This is a genomic window from Proteus hauseri (assembly GCF_040139125.1).
Classification (GTDB): Bacteria; Pseudomonadota; Gammaproteobacteria; order Enterobacterales; family Enterobacteriaceae; genus Proteus; species Proteus hauseri_B.
In genome coordinates, this window is the sequence record NZ_JBEEUB010000008.1 from 60,415 (window position 1) to 78,174 (window position 17,760).

General features: G+C 37.1%; 15 protein-coding genes and 1 tRNA gene. 8 read left to right on the forward strand and 8 right to left on the reverse strand.

The window, feature by feature from the left end:
- Nucleotides 1-193: 193 nt before the first annotated feature.
- Together ABN099_RS13705 and ABN099_RS13710 are read right to left on the reverse strand one after the other, a co-directional pair.
- Entirely contained in the window at nucleotides 194-1,882 is a 1,689-nt protein-coding gene (locus tag ABN099_RS13705; protein WP_349464416.1) for a ShlB/FhaC/HecB family hemolysin secretion/activation protein, read from the reverse strand.
- 192 nt (nucleotides 1,883-2,074) lie between these two features.
- Nucleotides 2,075-2,151, reverse strand: a tRNA-Pro gene (locus tag ABN099_RS13710).
- A gap of 298 nt (nucleotides 2,152-2,449) precedes the next feature.
- Here ABN099_RS13710 and ABN099_RS13715 point away from each other — a divergent pair.
- On the forward strand, nucleotides 2,450-2,752 hold the full coding sequence (locus tag ABN099_RS13715; RefSeq protein ID WP_349464417.1) for a DUF5339 family protein: 303 nt from the start codon (nucleotides 2,450-2,452) through the stop codon (nucleotides 2,750-2,752).
- A 56-nt stretch (nucleotides 2,753-2,808) separates the two neighbouring features.
- Here ABN099_RS13715 and ABN099_RS13720 read toward each other — a convergent pair whose 3' ends face one another.
- Nucleotides 2,809-3,138, reverse strand: a complete 330-nt coding sequence (locus tag ABN099_RS13720) for a YceK/YidQ family lipoprotein (RefSeq protein ID WP_349464419.1) — start codon at nucleotides 3,136-3,138, stop codon at nucleotides 2,809-2,811.
- Nucleotides 3,139-3,543: 405 nt separating this feature from the next.
- On the opposite strand from ABN099_RS13720, the gene ABN099_RS13725 reads away from it, so the two are divergent.
- Nucleotides 3,544-5,202, forward strand: a complete 1,659-nt coding sequence (locus ABN099_RS13725; protein ID WP_349464420.1) for a putative transporter — start codon at nucleotides 3,544-3,546, stop codon at nucleotides 5,200-5,202.
- Between the two features lie 270 nt (nucleotides 5,203-5,472).
- Here ABN099_RS13725 and ABN099_RS13730 read toward each other — a convergent pair whose 3' ends face one another.
- Together ABN099_RS13730 and ABN099_RS13735 are read right to left on the reverse strand one after the other, a co-directional pair.
- Nucleotides 5,473-6,732 carry a valine--pyruvate transaminase gene (locus ABN099_RS13730; protein ID WP_349464421.1) on the reverse strand — a complete coding sequence of 420 codons (1,260 nt, stop codon included), beginning with the start codon at nucleotides 6,730-6,732 and terminating at the stop codon, nucleotides 5,473-5,475.
- Between the two features lie 170 nt (nucleotides 6,733-6,902).
- Nucleotides 6,903-7,487 carry a DNA-3-methyladenine glycosylase I gene (locus tag ABN099_RS13735; protein ID WP_349464423.1) on the reverse strand — a complete coding sequence of 195 codons (585 nt, stop codon included), beginning with the start codon at nucleotides 7,485-7,487 and terminating at the stop codon, nucleotides 6,903-6,905.
- 238 nt (nucleotides 7,488-7,725) lie between these two features.
- On the opposite strand from ABN099_RS13735, the gene glyQ reads away from it, so the two are divergent.
- Both glyQ and glyS read left to right on the forward strand, forming a co-directional pair.
- Nucleotides 7,726-8,631 carry a glycine--tRNA ligase subunit alpha gene (gene glyQ / locus ABN099_RS13740; RefSeq protein WP_004246832.1) on the forward strand — a complete coding sequence of 302 codons (906 nt, stop codon included), beginning with the start codon at nucleotides 7,726-7,728 and terminating at the stop codon, nucleotides 8,629-8,631.
- A 9-nt stretch (nucleotides 8,632-8,640) separates the two neighbouring features.
- Complete coding sequence (gene glyS / locus ABN099_RS13745; protein ID WP_349464425.1) at nucleotides 8,641-10,713, forward strand: glycine--tRNA ligase subunit beta; 2,073 nt, start codon at nucleotides 8,641-8,643, stop codon at nucleotides 10,711-10,713.
- Between the two features lie 57 nt (nucleotides 10,714-10,770).
- Here glyS and ABN099_RS13750 read toward each other — a convergent pair whose 3' ends face one another.
- The 3 genes from ABN099_RS13750 to ABN099_RS13760 form a co-directional block, all read right to left on the reverse strand.
- Entirely contained in the window at nucleotides 10,771-11,211 is a 441-nt protein-coding gene (locus tag ABN099_RS13750) for a hypothetical protein (RefSeq protein WP_349464426.1), read from the reverse strand.
- Nucleotides 11,204-12,088: an endonuclease/exonuclease/phosphatase family protein gene (locus tag ABN099_RS13755; RefSeq protein WP_349464427.1), complete on the reverse strand. Its 885-nt coding sequence runs from the start codon at nucleotides 12,086-12,088 to the stop codon at nucleotides 11,204-11,206. The genes ABN099_RS13750 and ABN099_RS13755 overlap by 8 nt, the downstream gene beginning before the upstream one ends.
- Before the next feature lie 216 nt (nucleotides 12,089-12,304).
- Nucleotides 12,305-13,591, reverse strand: coding sequence for a DUF3748 domain-containing protein (locus ABN099_RS13760; protein WP_349464428.1), 1,287 nt, complete (start codon nucleotides 13,589-13,591; stop codon nucleotides 12,305-12,307).
- A gap of 136 nt (nucleotides 13,592-13,727) precedes the next feature.
- On the opposite strand from ABN099_RS13760, the gene ABN099_RS13765 reads away from it, so the two are divergent.
- From ABN099_RS13765 to spoT, 4 genes are all read left to right on the forward strand, one after another.
- A complete protein-coding gene (locus ABN099_RS13765; protein ID WP_349464429.1) occupies nucleotides 13,728-14,345 on the forward strand; it encodes a trimeric intracellular cation channel family protein in 618 nt (205 codons plus the stop codon).
- A 304-nt stretch (nucleotides 14,346-14,649) separates the two neighbouring features.
- The gene (gene gmk / locus ABN099_RS13770) at nucleotides 14,650-15,273 is read left to right on the forward strand and encodes a guanylate kinase (RefSeq protein ID WP_349464430.1); all 624 of its coding nucleotides are present in this window, start codon (nucleotides 14,650-14,652) and stop codon (nucleotides 15,271-15,273) included.
- 54 nt (nucleotides 15,274-15,327) lie between these two features.
- Entirely contained in the window at nucleotides 15,328-15,603 is a 276-nt protein-coding gene (gene rpoZ / locus ABN099_RS13775; RefSeq protein ID WP_064718162.1) for a DNA-directed RNA polymerase subunit omega, read from the forward strand.
- A 28-nt stretch (nucleotides 15,604-15,631) separates the two neighbouring features.
- Nucleotides 15,632-17,758, forward strand: a complete 2,127-nt coding sequence (gene spoT / locus ABN099_RS13780) for a bifunctional GTP diphosphokinase/guanosine-3',5'-bis pyrophosphate 3'-pyrophosphohydrolase (RefSeq protein WP_349464431.1) — start codon at nucleotides 15,632-15,634, stop codon at nucleotides 17,756-17,758.
- The last annotated feature ends 2 nt before the right edge of the window (nucleotides 17,759-17,760 follow it).

Consider the following 17,760-nt stretch of genomic DNA (forward strand, 5'->3'; position numbering starts at 1 on the left):
TTTATTCTGCTAGCGAAGTTGAATAATCACATAACCAGCACATCATCAGCCCAATCATGAAAGGGTAAACACAGAAAGAAATAATAACAGACTACACCAACAAGTAGCTCTGCTAACAAAGCTACTTTTTTCAGTGATTAATCAATACTTACCAATATAAGAATAGTGAAAAATAATAATTTAAATTTAATTATCAGAAGTTCCATTGCCCATTAAAATAAAATTGAGCAGAATTTTTCACTTTTTTGCTTGGCATTAATAACGGCACTCCATAGGAAAACTGATAGCTTAATTTTTGAATATTTCCCTCTAGCCCCAATGCGATACCTGCTAAATATTTCTCTTTATTATGGAAAACATTTCCACGATCATCTGAAACAGAACCATAATCCAATGCAGAGAAAAGGAGCTGATTATTAATTGGTGTTATCCAAGATAATTTTTGCCTAAATAAAAATTGGTTCGCAGCAGAGAATCCTTGACCTGAAGAGAAGCCATAAACACTATAAAACCCACCAATAGTGCTTTTATCTAGCAAACCATCGATAGCAGATTTAGTTAATTGTAGATTGATATTTGGCTGATAAAAAAGTTGTTGTGAAGCAATAGAAAATGGAATCACACCATCAAGATTAAAATCAAAAATAGGTACACCATTAACCGATTCTATTGGAGAGAGACGCGCACCTTTCAAGGGAATACTCTGTTTATAATTAAACTTTACGCGAATATTTCCGCCACGCTGAAACCGATAATTTTGCTCAATACCTGCGGTAATATATGGGCTACGGCGTAAATGTACTGAAATCTCTTTATTTAAAATATGATTTCGGTAGGTGTAATACTGTAACCCCCCCATAAGCGTTACCGTCCGTTGAGAAGAGGGTCGAAAGAAACGCTGCACTTCAAAAGAGAGATGCTGTTGTTGGGTTGTTTGTAATTTAGAGCCTTCTTTTACTAACTTATTTTTAGACTCAATATTGTAACCAAACAGTGAAAAACGCCAATTATGATAAGGCACTTGTAGAAAGAAAATTTGCTTACTGATCCCTTGAGACTTCATTTTATCAAGATTACTTGAAACAATAATGCTAGAAAAATCATTCAATTGTAATAAATTTCCAAAATTAAATCTCGCAGTACCAAACCAATCACCATAGATTTTTTGCTCTCTATTATGAAGAGCTAATGAACCATTAAAAGTGCGTTTACCTATCTGATTAATTGAAATAACGGTTTTTCTATCTTCGTTATCGTTATCGTTTTGAGAAGCGGATTTTAATTCAATTTTTACGTCACTATTAGGTTTATCTTTCAGGTTTGCGACACCTTGTTCAATATCGCGAATATTTAATACCTCACCTGCTTTCACTGGGATTGCTTGCGATATTAAATAGCGCTTTGCTGGTTCGCCTGATATTACCGAATCTACTATTCCAGCTTTTAGAGTAATATCTAACAATTCTTTATCTGCAAATAGATCGACCTTACCAACTTCACTGGTGACATATCCTGCATCATAAAGCATCGCATTTAGAATATTGATATCTTGTTCTAATAACACCGCCGAATGACAGTGCCCTTCTAACTGTTTTTTCCATTTATTCAATTGTTGTTGGAATGAATATTGAGTAAAACGATTTTGATGGTGCAAAACCACACGCTTTATAGAGAAGCATTGTGATGAAGATGCAGCAAAACTCACTTCATTAGGTTTGGGAAGTTGAAAGTAAGTATCGTCATTTTGTTGTGACATTTCATCTCTAAACATCGCTTCTGATGGCACTGAGAATGTCTCAGATATCATGACATCATTGTCATCAGCAAAAGAGCTGTTGTGATAAATAAACAAAATAGTAAAGACAGTTAATCCAATACGCATTCACTTTACACTCTATAGAGAAAAATAAGGTGCTAGGTATAAGATAAACAAGAGAAAATTAATTTAGGAAAAACGTCATTTTTAAATAGAAGGTGAAGGTAGGATGAAAAATGCGTGTTTTTTAGTAGAGAGGTTTAAATTTTGCCGAAGCTGAAATGACAAAACCCCGCTTTAAAAGCGGGGTTTTTAATATGGTCGGCGAGAGAGGATTCGAACCTCCGACCCACTGGTCCCAAACCAGTTGCGCTACCAGGCTGCGCTACTCGCCGAAATCGAGGTGCATCTTACTGCCAGAAGACCATGTCGTCAATAGTTTTTTAATAAACCCTGATCGTTCGTATGGTTTTCAATCAAAACGTTTGATTTTTAACTTTTTTATCATCATAACGTGTAATCTTTAGCGCTATTTTAACATTTCAATTTAACTCTTTAGGCTTTATATCGATTTGTTTACATCAGCAAGAAAAAATAGAGGAAAAATGACAAAATTATTCCTTAATCTTATCGTTTCTTTTATTCACTTTTTATATAATTAACCTATGTAAAACAAGGTAGGTTGTTTAGAGAATGAAACCACAATGGTGGGGTGTTGCACTGCTTTTATTATCAACAACACTCTCAGCTCAAGCATCAACAGCACATACATGCCGAGTTTATTTTCAAGAAGCAGATAAATTTCTTGCGTATATTTCTACGCGAGATGATTTGAAGCATAATATGCCTGAAATCAATGGTAATTTTGAACAAAATAAAAAGCAGATAAGTGCAGCATCATTAACAGAGCAAAAAGAGATATGTGAAAAAGGAATGCAAGAATTAAAAAGCCTAAATGAAATGTTTGGACCGAAAGAAGTTACCGATAAAAAATAATAGAAATAAATAATGGCTATATATAATTATTTATTTTCTAGCCATTATTTTTGCGATTAATTCTTATTTTCATGAGTTGTAGTATTAGTACTGTCGAGTTTCTTAATGCGCTCTTTTGGCGAGTTCTCGCTTTTATCATCAGAGATTGTGTAATAATCATAAGGAAGTAACAACGTATCTAATACCGCACTAAACGGGAAGTCAAGAATAACCAATGGTTTTATAGCCCAACCTGTTTCCTCGTCAGAAAGCATACTCACATTATTTTTTGTTCCAGAATAAAGATCTTTATTCGGTCCAGCATGGGTCATTACACTAGAACAACCCGTAAGAGATGTCATAAAAAGGATTATTAATGTTAATTTTTTAGTCGTTCTGGATATCATAAGGCACCTATAAAATGACAATAAGGAATCAACTTCCCTTAACATATAGTTAAACCTGTTTTCTCCTATAGAACAAGAGAAAGATGATGCAAAACATCCTATTTTTAATAAAAAACAGATTAGCTTAGTATTACAATATGTTAATTAAATTTAATTAATAACGATATAATAATATAATTTATTATTATGCCAAATAATATTAAAATTCGACCCTATTTAGTTTAAATAAATATTTTAACTATTTATTTATCTTTTTTATTTTTTTGATCTCTTTATATGCTGAATCTGTGCGATAAGACACAGTGGTTTTGTTATATCTTTGCCAAAATTAGTTTATATTTTTCTAGTTATTGTCATAACGTTTCTTTTCCTCATTTATATTAATTGAAACAGGATGTGCTTTTTATGAGTGATATTGCATTAACGATGGTGATGTTGTCATTGGCAGGCGCTCTGGGGCTTTGGATTGGTAATATCAAAATTTACCGAGTTAGTTTAGGAATAGGTGGTGTATTATTTGGCGGCATTATTATTGGTCATATTGCTCAACGTTATGACCTACTACTTAACGCTCAAATGCTTCATTTTATCCAAGAATTTGGTCTTATTCTGTTTGTTTACACAATTGGGATCCAAGTGGGTCCTGGGTTTTTCTCCTCTTTACGTGTATCTGGTTTGAAACTAAATGCATTTGCCATATTAATTATTCTGCTTGGTTCCATAATTACTGCTTCTATTTATCGTATATTTGATGTCCCTTTACCTATTATTTTAGGCATTTTCTCTGGTGCTGTAACCAATACACCTTCTTTAGGTGCTGGTCAGCAAATTCTTACTGATCTTCATGTTGACCCCTCTACCGTTGGGCAAATGGGAATGGGTTATGCCATGGCATACCCAATGGGAATTTGTGGCATTCTTTTAGTAATGTGGCTTATTCGTGTCTTTTTTAAAGTGAATATCGAGCAAGAGGCAAAAGCCTTTAGTAGTTTGCAACACAGTACTAAAGATGCTCTTCACACCATCAATATTGCAATACGAAATCCCAATTTAGATGGATTACTAATGCAAGATATTCCTTTACTCAATGAAGATGCCATTGTCTGCTCTCGTTTAAAACGAGGCGATAATATTATGGTACCAATGCCATCCACGATTATTCAGCTTGGTGATTTACTTCATATTGTTGGGTCAAAAGAAGATTTAAATAAAGTGCGTATTGTTTTAGGTGAAGAAGTTGATGCATCACTTTCTACTTCAACAAACTTATTGCAATCAGTTCGTATTGTTGTCACCAATGATTCTGTTTTAAGCAAACGCTTAAAAGAGCTTGATCTAAAAAGAAAATATGATGTGGTTGTTACTCGACTTAATCGTGCTGGTATCGACCTTATCCCTAGTAATAACAGCACATTACAGTTTGGTGATATTCTCAACGTAGTCGGTCGCCCGGAATCCATAGAAGCAATTACTGTGTTATTAGGCAATGCACGCCAAAAACTAGAGCAAGTACAAATGCTGCCTGTATTTATTGGTATTGGCTTGGGGGTTTTACTTGGTTCTATCCCTATTTTTATTCCTGGCATTCCTGTAGCACTAAAATTAGGGTTAGCAGGAGGTCCTCTTGTTGTTGCTTTAATTTTAGGACGTATAGGTACGTTGGGAAAACTCTATTGGTTCATGCCTCCGAGTGCAAACCTTGCGTTACGAGAATTGGGCATTGTTATGTTTCTGGCTGTAGTGGGATTAAATTCTGGCGGTGAATTTATTGATACTTTAGTTTATGGACAAGGGCTAAGCTGGGTAGGATACGGTATTTTAATCACTTTACTGCCTTTGCTGATTGTTGGCGTAATAGCGCGTGTTTTCTTTAAATTAAACTATCTTAGTCTTTGCGGTATGTTAGCGGGTTCAATGACAGATCCACCCGCCCTTGCTTTTGCCAATTCAATTCATAACTCCAGTGGTGCCGCGGCTCTCTCTTATGCCACTGTTTATCCATTGGCCATGTTTTTACGCATTATCACACCGCAGTTAATGGCAATAATAATTTGGACTTTGTAGCAAAAATAATAAATATATTAACGAGTTGCATTAAATATGTTATCAAAATCAGCATTTCACTTAGCAGTGGAATAATTAAGGCACCGAATGGCGCTTATTTAAGCCATAGATTTTATCAATATCTGTTTTAATACTTCTCGTGCTAAGAAATTTAGATTGAGACGGATTGCTAACTTTAGTAATCAATTTCTTTCCGTCAAACTTATGCTCAAAAGTCCTCGTTATTGTCTTTGCCCCTTCTTCTCGCTGAAGGGGCATTTTTATTTTTTATTAAATATTCACTGGCTGATAAGCAATTTTGATTTCTTCAGCCAGAATTTTTATTCCCTTCTCAATTAATTCTGGCTCAGGTACATAATTCATACGCATACATTGGTGGGCATGATCCCAAGAATCTTCTAATCCTGGAAAAAAGTAATGTCCTGGCACCATTAAAATACCGCGTTTTTTCAGTCGTCGATAAAGCTCTTCACTTGAAATAGGGAGATCTTTAAACCATAACCAAAGGAAAATAGCACCTTCAGGTTTGTGAATAAGGCAACGATCTTCAGGTAAATAACGGCGGATAATATCGATAGTTTCCAAGACTCGCTGATGATAGAAAGGTCCAATAACATCTTGTGATAGACGAATTAAATCATCGCGTTTGAGCATTTCTAATGCCATTGCAGGACCAACACCGCCCGGAGCTAAACTAATAATACCGTTAATATTTGTTACTGCTGAAATTATCTCTTCATTCGCGATAATAATGCCACAACGCGTTCCTGGTAAGCCTAATTTAGACAAGCTCATACAAAGGATCGTGTTGTCATTCCAATGTGGCGTGGCTTGAGTAAAAATAATTCCCGGGAATGGCACACCATAAGCATTATCAATAATTAGAGGAATATTATGTCGTTTAGCCAGCTCATCTAACTTTTTAACTTCATCATCAGTAATAACATTACCTGTTGGATTAGTTGGTCTTGAGACACAAATGGCACCAATATCATCACCAATCTCTAGATGAGCAAAATCGACATGATATTTAAATTGCCCATCAGGAAGCATTTCAATCGTTGGTTTATTCGCGACAAAGAGGTCTTCATCTAAACCTGAATCGGTATAACCTATATATTCGGGGGCGATAGGAAATAAGATTTTCCGTTTTTTCCCTTCTTTTGTGGTTCCACCTAATAAATTGAATAGATAAAAGAAAGCACACTGACTACCGTTAGTCAGTGCAATATTTTTTGCCGAAATCTTCCAGCCTAATTTTTCTTGTAAACTGGCAGCCAATGCTTGCAGCATGGCATCTTTACCTTGAGGTCCATCGTAATTACATAATGCATCACTCAAGGTGCCATTTTCCGTCATCTCTTTAAGTAATTGACGAAAATAATTATCCATTTCAGTAATATGAGCAGGGTTTCCTCCCCCTAACATCACAGCGCCAGGAGTACGGATCCCTTCGTTTAAATCTTGCATTAGGCGCGCAATGCCTGAATGGCGAGCGAACTTTTGCCCAAATTGTGATAGTTGAGTCATTTTTGCAGGTATCTTCTATGTTGTTTTTTGTTAGATAAACACCATACCGCGAGGATTCGTCTGCATCAACAGTTTAAACAGGGATAATTGAATAACAATATCAATACAAGTGTGAATATTGAAATATAAAACCATCAATAAGCTGAATCATAGATAACTAAGCTAATTTTTTATTTTGAATTTGCTATTTTCTCTGGTGATTGACGGCAAATACAAGAGAGAATATGGTCATTTACCATACCTACCGCTTGCATAAAAGCATAACAGGTTGTGGTACCAACAAATTTAAATCCTTTTTTCTTTAATACTTTTGCCATTTGATCTGATATCTCAGTTGAAGCGGGGACTTGTGAGATATCACGCCATTGATTCACAATGGGCTGCCCTTCAACAAATTGCCAAATAAACTGACTGAAATCTTCACCTTGCTCTTCCATTGCTAAAAAAATACGCGCGTTATTAATTATGGCGTTAATTTTACCTCGGTGACGAATAACGGAGGGATCTTGTAATAGTGCTTCGACATCTTTTTCTGTCATTGCGGCAATTTTATTAGGTGAGAACTCAAAAAAACAGCGGCGAAAACCTTCACGTTTTTTCAAAACGGTATACCAAGATAACCCTGCTTGTTGTCCTTCAAGACAGAGCATTTCAAATAATTTATATTTATTTTTTTCTGGTACGCCCCATTCATTATCATGATAAGCAAGATATTCAGGATCACTGGTAACCCAATCACAGCGTGATTTACTCATTTTTTCGTTCCTTGTTTTAAATAACGCTTAATGTCACTATTTTATATACTGTATAAATATACATGTAAATAGTCGAGTAAAAAATCAATCTGATTATTTGAGCATAGTCATGAATAAGATTAAGGTATTATTTTTTTAATCGAAGAAAAATTGCCAGCATTCCTTGCTGTATATCTTTCGTCTAGAAGGTATACTGAAACCTTTCTTTTTATTCTATGTATCGCCATGCGGATATAACATGCAAAAGTTTGATACCAAAACCTTTCAGGGGCTTATCCTGACACTACAGGATTACTGGGCTCGTCAAGGCTGTACCATTGTCCAACCATTAGATATGGAAGTTGGTGCAGGCACGTCACACCCAATGACCTGTTTACGAGCATTAGGTCCAGAACCTATTGCAGCGGCTTATGTACAACCTTCACGTCGTCCGACTGATGGACGTTACGGTGAAAACCCTAACCGTTTACAGCACTATTACCAATTCCAAGTTATCATTAAACCTTCTCCTGATAATATCCAAGAACTCTATCTTGGTTCATTAAGAGAATTAGGTTTAGATCCAACTATTCACGATATACGTTTCGTTGAAGATAACTGGGAAAACCCAACACTGGGTGCTTGGGGTTTAGGCTGGGAAGTTTGGCTCAACGGCATGGAAGTGACTCAGTTTACCTATTTCCAACAAGTGGGTGGACTAGAGTGTAAACCAGTTACTGGCGAAATTACTTACGGTTTAGAACGCCTTGCTATGTATATTCAAGGTGTAGATAGCGTTTATGACTTAGTTTGGTGTGATGGCCCACTAGGTAAAACCACCTACGGCGATATTTATCATCAAAATGAAGTTGAACAATCTACTTATAACTTTGAATATGCCGATGTGGACTTCTTATTCTCTTGCTTTGAGCAATATGAAAAAGAAGCACGTGAGTTGTTAGAGTTAGAAAAACCTCTGCCTTTACCTGCTTATGAACGTATTTTAAAAGCAGGACACACCTTTAACTTATTGGATGCGCGTAAAGCTATCTCTGTTACAGAGCGTCAACGCTATATTTTACGTATCCGTACTTTAACCAAAGCGGTTGCTGAAGCATATTATGCTTCTCGTGAAGCGCTTGGTTTCCCTATGTGTAAAAAGTAAGAGGCTATCATGACAACTGAGACTTTCCTTGTGGAAATCGGCACGGAAGAGTTACCGCCGAAAGCGCTTCGTTCTTTAGCCGAATCTTTTGCTGCCAATTTTACTGCTGAACTCGATAACGCCAATATCAATCATGGCGAAGTATCGTGGTTTGCTGCCCCTCGTCGTTTAGCGATTAAAGTCGCTAATATGGCAAAATCGCAAGCAGACAGAACCGTTGAAAAACGGGGTCCTGCTATTGCACAAGCTTTTGATGCTGAAGGTAAGCCAACTAAAGCGGCTGAAGGCTGGGCAAGAGGTAATGGTATTACTGTTGATCAAGCTGAACGTTTATCAACAGATAAAGGCGAATGGTTATTTTATCGCGCAGAAGTAAAAGGTGAAGCGGTTAATAATCTGCTTATTGGCATGGTAAGCAACTCACTTGCTAAACTGCCAATTCCAAAACTAATGCGCTGGGGCGATAAAGATACTCACTTTGTTCGTCCTGTTCATACCGTTACTTTACTATTAGGTGACACCGTTATTGATGGTGAAATTTTAGGCATCCAAAGTAACCGTATTATTCGTGGTCACCGCTTTATGGGTGAAGCTGAATTCACGATTGATAACGCTGAACAATATCCTGAAATTCTCTATGAGCGCGGAAAAGTGATTGCTGATTACGAAACACGTAAATCAATCATTTTACATGATGCGCGTCTTGCAGCCGAGAAATTAGGCGGAATTGCAGATTTAAGCGATAGCTTAGTAGAAGAAGTCGCTTCATTGGTTGAATGGCCAGTTGTGTTAACGGCAAAATTTGAGGAAAAATTCCTTGATGTTCCTGCTGAAGCACTGGTTTACACCATGAAAGGTGACCAAAAGTACTTCCCTGTTTACGATAAACAAGGCGCTCTGTTACCTAACTTTATTTTTGTTACTAACATTGAATCTTCTGATCCACAGCAGATTATCAGTGGTAACGAAAAAGTGGTACGCCCTCGTTTAGCGGATGCAGAATTCTTCTTCAAAACTGACCGAAAACAGCGTTTAGAAGATAATTTGCCACGCCTTGAAACGGTGCTATTCCAAAAAGATCTCGGCACATTGCGTGACAAAACAGATCGTATTCAAGCATTAGCTGGCTTTATTGCTGGCAAAATGGGTGCTGATATTAATAAAGCAACCCGTGCTGGTTTACTATCAAAATGTGACTTAATGACCAATATGGTCTTTGAATTCACAGATACCCAAGGTGTTATGGGTATGCATTATGCTCGTCATGATGGTGAAGCAGAAGAAGTTGCCGTTGCACTGAAAGAACAGTATCAACCTCGTTTTGCTGGTGATGAGCTACCATCAAACCCAGTTGCTAGTGCACTCGCGATAGCAGAGAAGATGGATACGCTTGCGGGTATCTTTGGTATTGGTCAACACCCTAAAGGGGATAAAGACCCATTTGCGCTACGTCGTGCATCATTAGGTGTATTGCGTATTATCGTTGAGCAAGATTTACCATTAGATATTGAAGAGTTAACGCAAGAAGCTGCCCGCCTTTATGGTGACAAACTGACTAACAAAAATGTTGTCAGTGATGTAGTTGAATTTATGTTAGGTCGTTTCCGCTCTTGGTATCAAGAATTAGGTTACAGCATCGATACTATTCAAGCGGTGTTAGCACGTCGTCCGACACAACCTGCTGACTTCAATGCTCGCGTAAAAGCAGTAACTTACTTCCGTACTTTAGAAGAAGCATCAGCACTAGCCGAAGCGAATAAACGTGTTTCTAATATTTTAGCCAAATCGGCTAACGTTAAGCTGAACGATAAAGTGTTAGCATCGGTACTAAAAGCGCCTGAAGAAGTCCAGTTAGCGGCTAATCTTGCTGTATTACAAGATAAATTAGCGCCATTATTTGCAGAACGTAAATATCAAGAAGCATTAGTCGAACTGGCTTCTTTACGTGATGTTGTAAATAACTTCTTTGATAAAGTGATGGTAATGGATGAAGACGAAGCGATTCGTATTAACCGTTTAACCATGCTAAGTCAGTTACGCGAATTGTTCCTAAAAGTTGCTGATATTTCAGTTTTACAATAAATTGTAAAACGTAATAAAGCGAAAACCGGCATTGTGAAAACAGTGCCGGTTTTTTTATCAAACATCACTGTTTTTACTTGAGTTATCGTTGAGAGGATGATGAACAAGCTCCATAATTCTTATCGATTCTCTATCAATGATATTCACAATGATATGTAATAAATCATCAATATCTTCCGCATGAAAAGATTCAATTTCAGTTTCTATTTCAATAGGAAAACCATTTATTTTACTAAAACTATAACCAAATAGTATAAATCCAGCCTCATTACTTACAGTTACTTTATCGATATAAATAAGTCTTTCGCTATTAATAAATTTAGGGCAGTAATGATGATTATCTTTAAATAATACTTTAATTTTATTATTAGTGATCATTTCTAGTTTTTCGATAACTATGCTTATTTTATTTTCTATTTGTTTTTTTATATCAATTATAGATGATGCTCTATCCAATGAAGCCTTTATCTTTTCAAAAAAATTATTTTCATCATTCATGTGAAACCCTACAAAATATTGGATAATGATCGAACTTTTTAAAGAAAACATCATCGAGGCAGTGGTTGTCATCATTTAAGATCCGATAGAAATCAAGTTGTTCGAGATCTAACTTAAAACAGTCTTCCTTCCCATATAAAAATGAAGAAGAAAAAATCATTTGGTCAAAAACATACCATCGACTCATTGATGCTGAATTATAATAATATGTACCTAAATTATTTGTCTTCTTATCTGACAAAAGATACCAAAATGGATTAAATAGTAGTTCTCTTTTCTTTTTTATGATGTGGTAGTCTCTTGTTGCATATAATGTATTAATCATCACATCAGAATAGGGTTCTGTATTATAATCTCCCATACAAATAATTTGAGTGTTTTTCCCTTGGTTTTCAAATAGCTTATCAATACTATTTCTCAATTCTTGGGCTGCTATATGTCTGGTTTTTTCGTCAGCACTTAGCACAGATGGCCAGTGTGATAAAAAGAGTGTGATCATTTTTTGATTTTCAATTTCTTTAAATAGAACACTTACGCCTACTCTTATTGTTCTATTATCAGGCTGAAGTTTAGTTAAAAACTTACTTGAGATAAATGCTAATTTATTCATATTGTACATTATAGATATATCAATAAATATACGTCCTATCCTTCCTGATAAATCGATATATTCCATGTTTAATTCGCAAGCTAATTGTTTAAAATCTAGATTCTCTCTTTTAGATATTTCACAAAGTGCAACTATATCCAGTGTTCTTTTTTTTATCATTCTCCCAAGGTATTGTTTTGCCAACCCAACATCTTCTATATTTATTTTCTTACTTGATCTTATTGGTGGAGATAACCCCATATTCCACCAGCATAAATTCAATTCCATTTTTATATATCATTCCATTAATAATAAATTTCTTTAAATATTACTAGTTATTGTCTCACTAAAGTTTATTAATTTAGCACAATAAATAAAAATAGAAAAAACAATAAAATAAATCAAAACAAATAAATATTTTAATTCATATTTAAACTATTAGTTTTTTATTAAATAAAAAGGTATCTTATTATTTAAGATACCTTCTCAATATATTGTAAAACTTTACAACCCACTCTCTACCGTAAATATCTGACGGAAACCCTCAATATCACGCATAAATGCAACTTGTTTGCTATCTGGTGAAAAAACTACGGCATCAGCGCTGGGTGCTTGCTCTGTTTTTTTAGTTAATCGAGTCAATTCACCTGTTTTTGCATTACATAACATTACGCTGTTATCGCAAATAAAAGTGAGGTATTGCCCATTATTATTCCACGTAAACGCAGATTGAATATCCCACGCTTGTGATGTGACTTGTTTAATCTCTTTTGTACTTGGTGAAACGGTATATAACTGCACAACACCGTTGTCATCTTTCATTAAAAAAGCTATCGCATCACCTTGAGGCGAACTTCTTAACCAATGGCGGGGCTGATTTAATACACCAGGATATTTTCTATCTGCGGTATAAGTCAGCCGAACTTGATGAATATTTTTAGCGGGTGCAGGCAATGTGGAGTCTGTTCCTGCTAAGGGTTTATCGCCTTCAATGCTAAAAGCATTATTTTCATCAGGTAAATTCACTACGTAAATCTCGGAAACTTTATCGCCTTTTTCACTGACTGTATCGCCAATAAAAGCTATCGCCCAGCGTTGATGAGTACCATCCGCGTTTGTATAACCTTCAGAGCCAATCCAGCACTCTTCATAAGCTTTGTTAATTTCGTCACTGCCTTTTTGTGGATGAGCAACAGTTTGGCTAATAACAGTACAAAAATATTCACCATCATATTCACGAGCGTGCTTTTTAGCGACTTTAACCGTTTTTAGAGGAACCGCAACGGCAACATTACGTTGATCATATTCCGCACCTAGCTCATGCATAATATGATCGTTATAAGTAAAACTTAAACGAGAGCCATCGGGGCTAAATACATGAACATGAGTACCACCTCGTAAAGCACCTGCTTGATAAGGTGATGTTAGAGAACACGCATCAATATTGAAGGCATAATTATTTTGTGATCCATCAACAATCACGCCACGACGATGATGAAAATCATAATGCCACTCATCATCCGGATTTTCTGGTCCATGAATAAAAGCATAACGCACTGGTTCTGTTGGGCTTACAGTAGCTACGCCTACATGAGCTCCTTTTGACGCGGTGTAAACTATCTGTTGCAGTTTTGTTTTCGCATGAATTTTTTCTATGGTTAGACCTGTAAAAGATCCCCCATTAGGACGCACATCATAAACTAACCACTGGCTATCTGGTGTCCAAACATTTATATTAGTTAACTGATGATGACGGCTATCAAACGTAATCTGGTGTTCCTGAAAAGACATATTTATCCTTATCGGGAAATAAATTTCCACATTATAAAAACTAATTGATTTTACCTGGCACTAAAAAAACTCAGTCGAGACTTTTTCGCAAGGTGATTACTCTATCCTCACTAAATAGTCAGAAAATTAAAAAATCATGTTACTTAGTGTTCTCTATATTATCGGTATTACCGCAGAAGCCATGACTGGCGCACTTGCGGCTGGTCGTCGAAAAATGGATGTCTTTGGCGTTATCATTATTGCATCTGCAACCGCAATTGGCGGTGGCTCTGTAAGAGATATGTTGCTAGGACACTACCCTTTAGGTTGGGTAAAACATCCTGAATATATCGTTACTGTTGCATGTGCTGCTGTCATTACCATGTGGGTTGCCCCCATGATGAAACATTTACAGCGGTTATTCCTCATCCTAGATGCTATCGGTCTTATGGTTTTCTCTATTATCGGTGCACAAATCGCGCTTGATATGGACTATGGTCCAATTATTGCTGCTATTGCAGCCGTTATTACTGGCGCTTTTGGTGGTGTTTTAAGAGATATGCTCTGTAATACCATTCCTCTCGTTTTTCAAAAAGAAATTTATGCAGGTATCGCCTTTGGTGCAGCTTGGCTTTATATGGGGCTACAGTTCTATACCCCTTTACCCAAAGACGTCATTATTATTATTACACTTGTCGCTGGATTAACTGCCCGCTTGCTTGCTATTCGTTATAAATTGGGATTACCTGTATTTAATTATGAGAATCAAGATTAACTAATCGCTGTTTTAACAACAGCAGTTATTGTAGATTCTGTGGCGTATCTCAAAATATAACGTACCCCACCTATTATGATAAAAGGTGATTCCTATCACTTCGCCTTTAATTGTATGTTAATATTGAGATAGTTTAATTTTTCTCTTGTTTAAATTGGCATAAAAATAGTGCTATGAGAAAAAAATAGCCCTGTATTAAGCGTGGGCACTGTATGTGATCCGTTGTACGTGTATAATATGCTAGGGACTTACTCCCTAAATATGCATTTATACTTAATTCTCCAGTCAAATTCAGAAAGTCATCATGATCCAAGGAACACTTTATATTGTTTCCGCCCCAAGCGGTGCGGGTAAATCAAGTCTTATTCAGGCACTGTTAAAAACACAGCCTTTATATGACACTCAGGTTTCTGTCTCTCATACAACTCGTCCTATGCGACCAGGAGAGAACCATGGTGAACATTATTTCTTTGTCACTGAAGCCGAATTTAAAAGCATGATCGAAAGCGGTGATTTTCTCGAACATGCTTGTGTGTTTGGTAACTATTACGGTACTTCTGGTAAAGTTATCAAAGAGATATTAGCCAGTGGTGTCGATGTTTTTCTTGATATCGATTGGCAAGGCGCTCAACAGGTACGTAACAAAATGCCTGAAGCCCGCAGTATTTTTATTCTGCCACCTTCAAAAGAAGAGCTTTATCGTAGACTTCGTGGACGTGGACAAGATAGCGAAGAAGTCATTGCAAAACGTATGTCACAAGCGGTATCTGAAATGGAACATTTTAATGAGTATGATTATTTGCTCATTAATGACGATTTCAATACTGCGCTTGCTGATTTACAATCAATTATTCGCTCAGAAAAATTACGCCTTGATCGTCAAACACTACGACATGGTGATTTAATCAGCAAATTGTTGGCAGACTGAGATAAGTTTCAGTATTATGCCCAGTCATTTCGTTAATGGTGGAGTAACACAAATATGGCACGCGTAACCGTTCAAGACGCTGTAGAAAAAATTGGTAACCGTTTTGACCTCGTTCTGGTCGCTGCACGTCGTGCGCGTCAGTTACAAATTGGCGCTAAAGATCCTTTAGTTCCAGAAGAAAATGATAAAATGACTGTTGTCGCGCTACGTGAAATCGAAGAAGGCCTAATCAATGGCAAAATTCTTGATGCTCGTGAACGCCAAGAGCAACAAGAACAAGAAGCAGCAGAATTACAAGCTGTTTCAGCGATAGCAGAAGGTCGTCGTTAGTCGTTTATAAAATAGGGGTAGGTCTGCCTTGTACCTGTTTGAAAGCCTGAATCAAATTGTTCAGAAATACTTGCCTGATGAGCAAGTAGAGCAACTAAAAAAAGCCTTTATCGTCGCCAGAGATGCCCACGAGGGACAAGCTCGCTCAAGTGGTGAGCCTTATATTACTCACCCAGTTGCTGTGGCTTGTATTCTTGCTGATATGCGATTAGACCACCAAACTTTGATGGCCGCATTACTGCATGATGTTATCGAAGACACTCCTGCGACGTTTCAAGATATCGAAAACCTTTTTGGTAATACGGTTGCCGGTCTTGTTGAAGGCGTTTCTAAACTTGATAAACTTAAATTTAGAGACAAAAAAGAAGCTCAGGCAGAAAACTTCCGAAAAATGATCATGGCGATGGTAAAAGATATCCGCGTCATTTTGATCAAACTGGCAGACCGCACTCACAATATGCGCACACTGGGTTCATTACGCCCAGATAAACGTCGCCGTATTGCTCGTGAGACTCTCGAAATCTACAGTCCTCTAGCTCATCGTTTAGGTATACATCATATCAAAACAGAACTTGAAGAGCTGGGTTTCGAGGCGCTTCACCCTAATCGTTATCGAGTTATCAAAGAAGTTGTTAAAGCAGCTCGTGGTAACCGTAAAGAGATGATTAATAAAATCCTCTCTGAAATCGATGGTCGTTTAACCGAAGCACACATTGAGTGCAAAGTTAATGGTCGCGAAAAACACCTCTACTCTATCTACCGCAAAATGTTACTCAAAGAGCAACGTTTTCACTCGATAATGGATATTTACGCCTTTCGCGTCATTGTGAAAGAAGTGGATACCTGTTATCGCGTATTAGGTCAGATGCATAGCCTTTATAAACCTCGCCCGGGTCGAGTTAAAGACTATATTGCAATCCCAAAAGCCAATGGCTATCAATCTCTGCATACTTCACTTATTGGCCCTCATGGTGTCCCTGTTGAAGTGCAAATCCGTACTGAAGATATGGATCAAATGGCTGAGATGGGTGTTGCTGCACATTGGGCTTATAAAGAGCAAGGTGAGCAACCCGGTACTACCGCACAAGTTAGAGCTCAACGTTGGATGCAAAGCTTACTTGAGCTACAACAGAGTGCAGGTAGCTCTTTTGAATTTATTGAAAACGTAAAATCAGATCTATTTCCTGATGAAATTTACGTTTTCACGCCAGAAGGTCGTATTGTTGAGCTACCAACAAGTGCAACCCCTGTTGATTTCGCTTATGCCGTACACACAGATATTGGTCATGCTTGTGTTGGTGCTAGGGTTGATAGACAACCTTACCCGCTTTCTCAATCACTGCGTACAGGTCAAACGGTTGAAATTATTACGGCTCCGGGTGCAAGACCAAATGCGGCATGGCTAAACTTTGTAGTGAGCTCTAGAGCACGATCCAAAATTAGGCAACTACTAAAAAATCTAAAACGCGAAGACTCCATTAATTTAGGTCGTCGTTTACTAAACCATGCTTTAGGCAATAGTAAATTAGCCGATATTTCAGCTGAAAATATTGAACGTGAATTGAAACGTATGAAACTTCACTCAATAGATGACTTAATGGCTGAAATTGGTTTAGGCAATGCAATGAGTGTCGTCGTTGCTCGTAACTTACTGTTAGATTTAAAAAATCAAGACGATAATCCGCAAGCAGACTCAAACAGTGATGAAACACCGAAATTACCGATTAAAGGTGCTGATGGCGTACTAATCTCGTTTGCAAAATGTTGTCGTCCAATTCCGGGTGACCCTATTGTTGCTCATATTAGCCCGGGCAAAGGCTTAGTTATCCACCATGAATCTTGTCGCAATATTCGTGGTTACCAAAAAGAGCCTGAAAAATTTATGCCTGTTGAGTGGGATAAAGACATTAATAGCGATTTTATTACTGAAATTAAAGTCGATATGATAAACCACCAAGGTGCTTTAGCGAATTTAACTGCCGCTATTAATGATGCGAACTCAAGCATTCAAAGCATGAATACAGAAGAGAAAGATGGTCGTGTCTATTGCGCATTCATACGATTAACCGCAAAAGATCGTATCCAACTCGCCAATATCATGCGTAAACTTCGTATCATGCCAGACGTATTACGCGTTAGCCGCAATAAAAACTAACA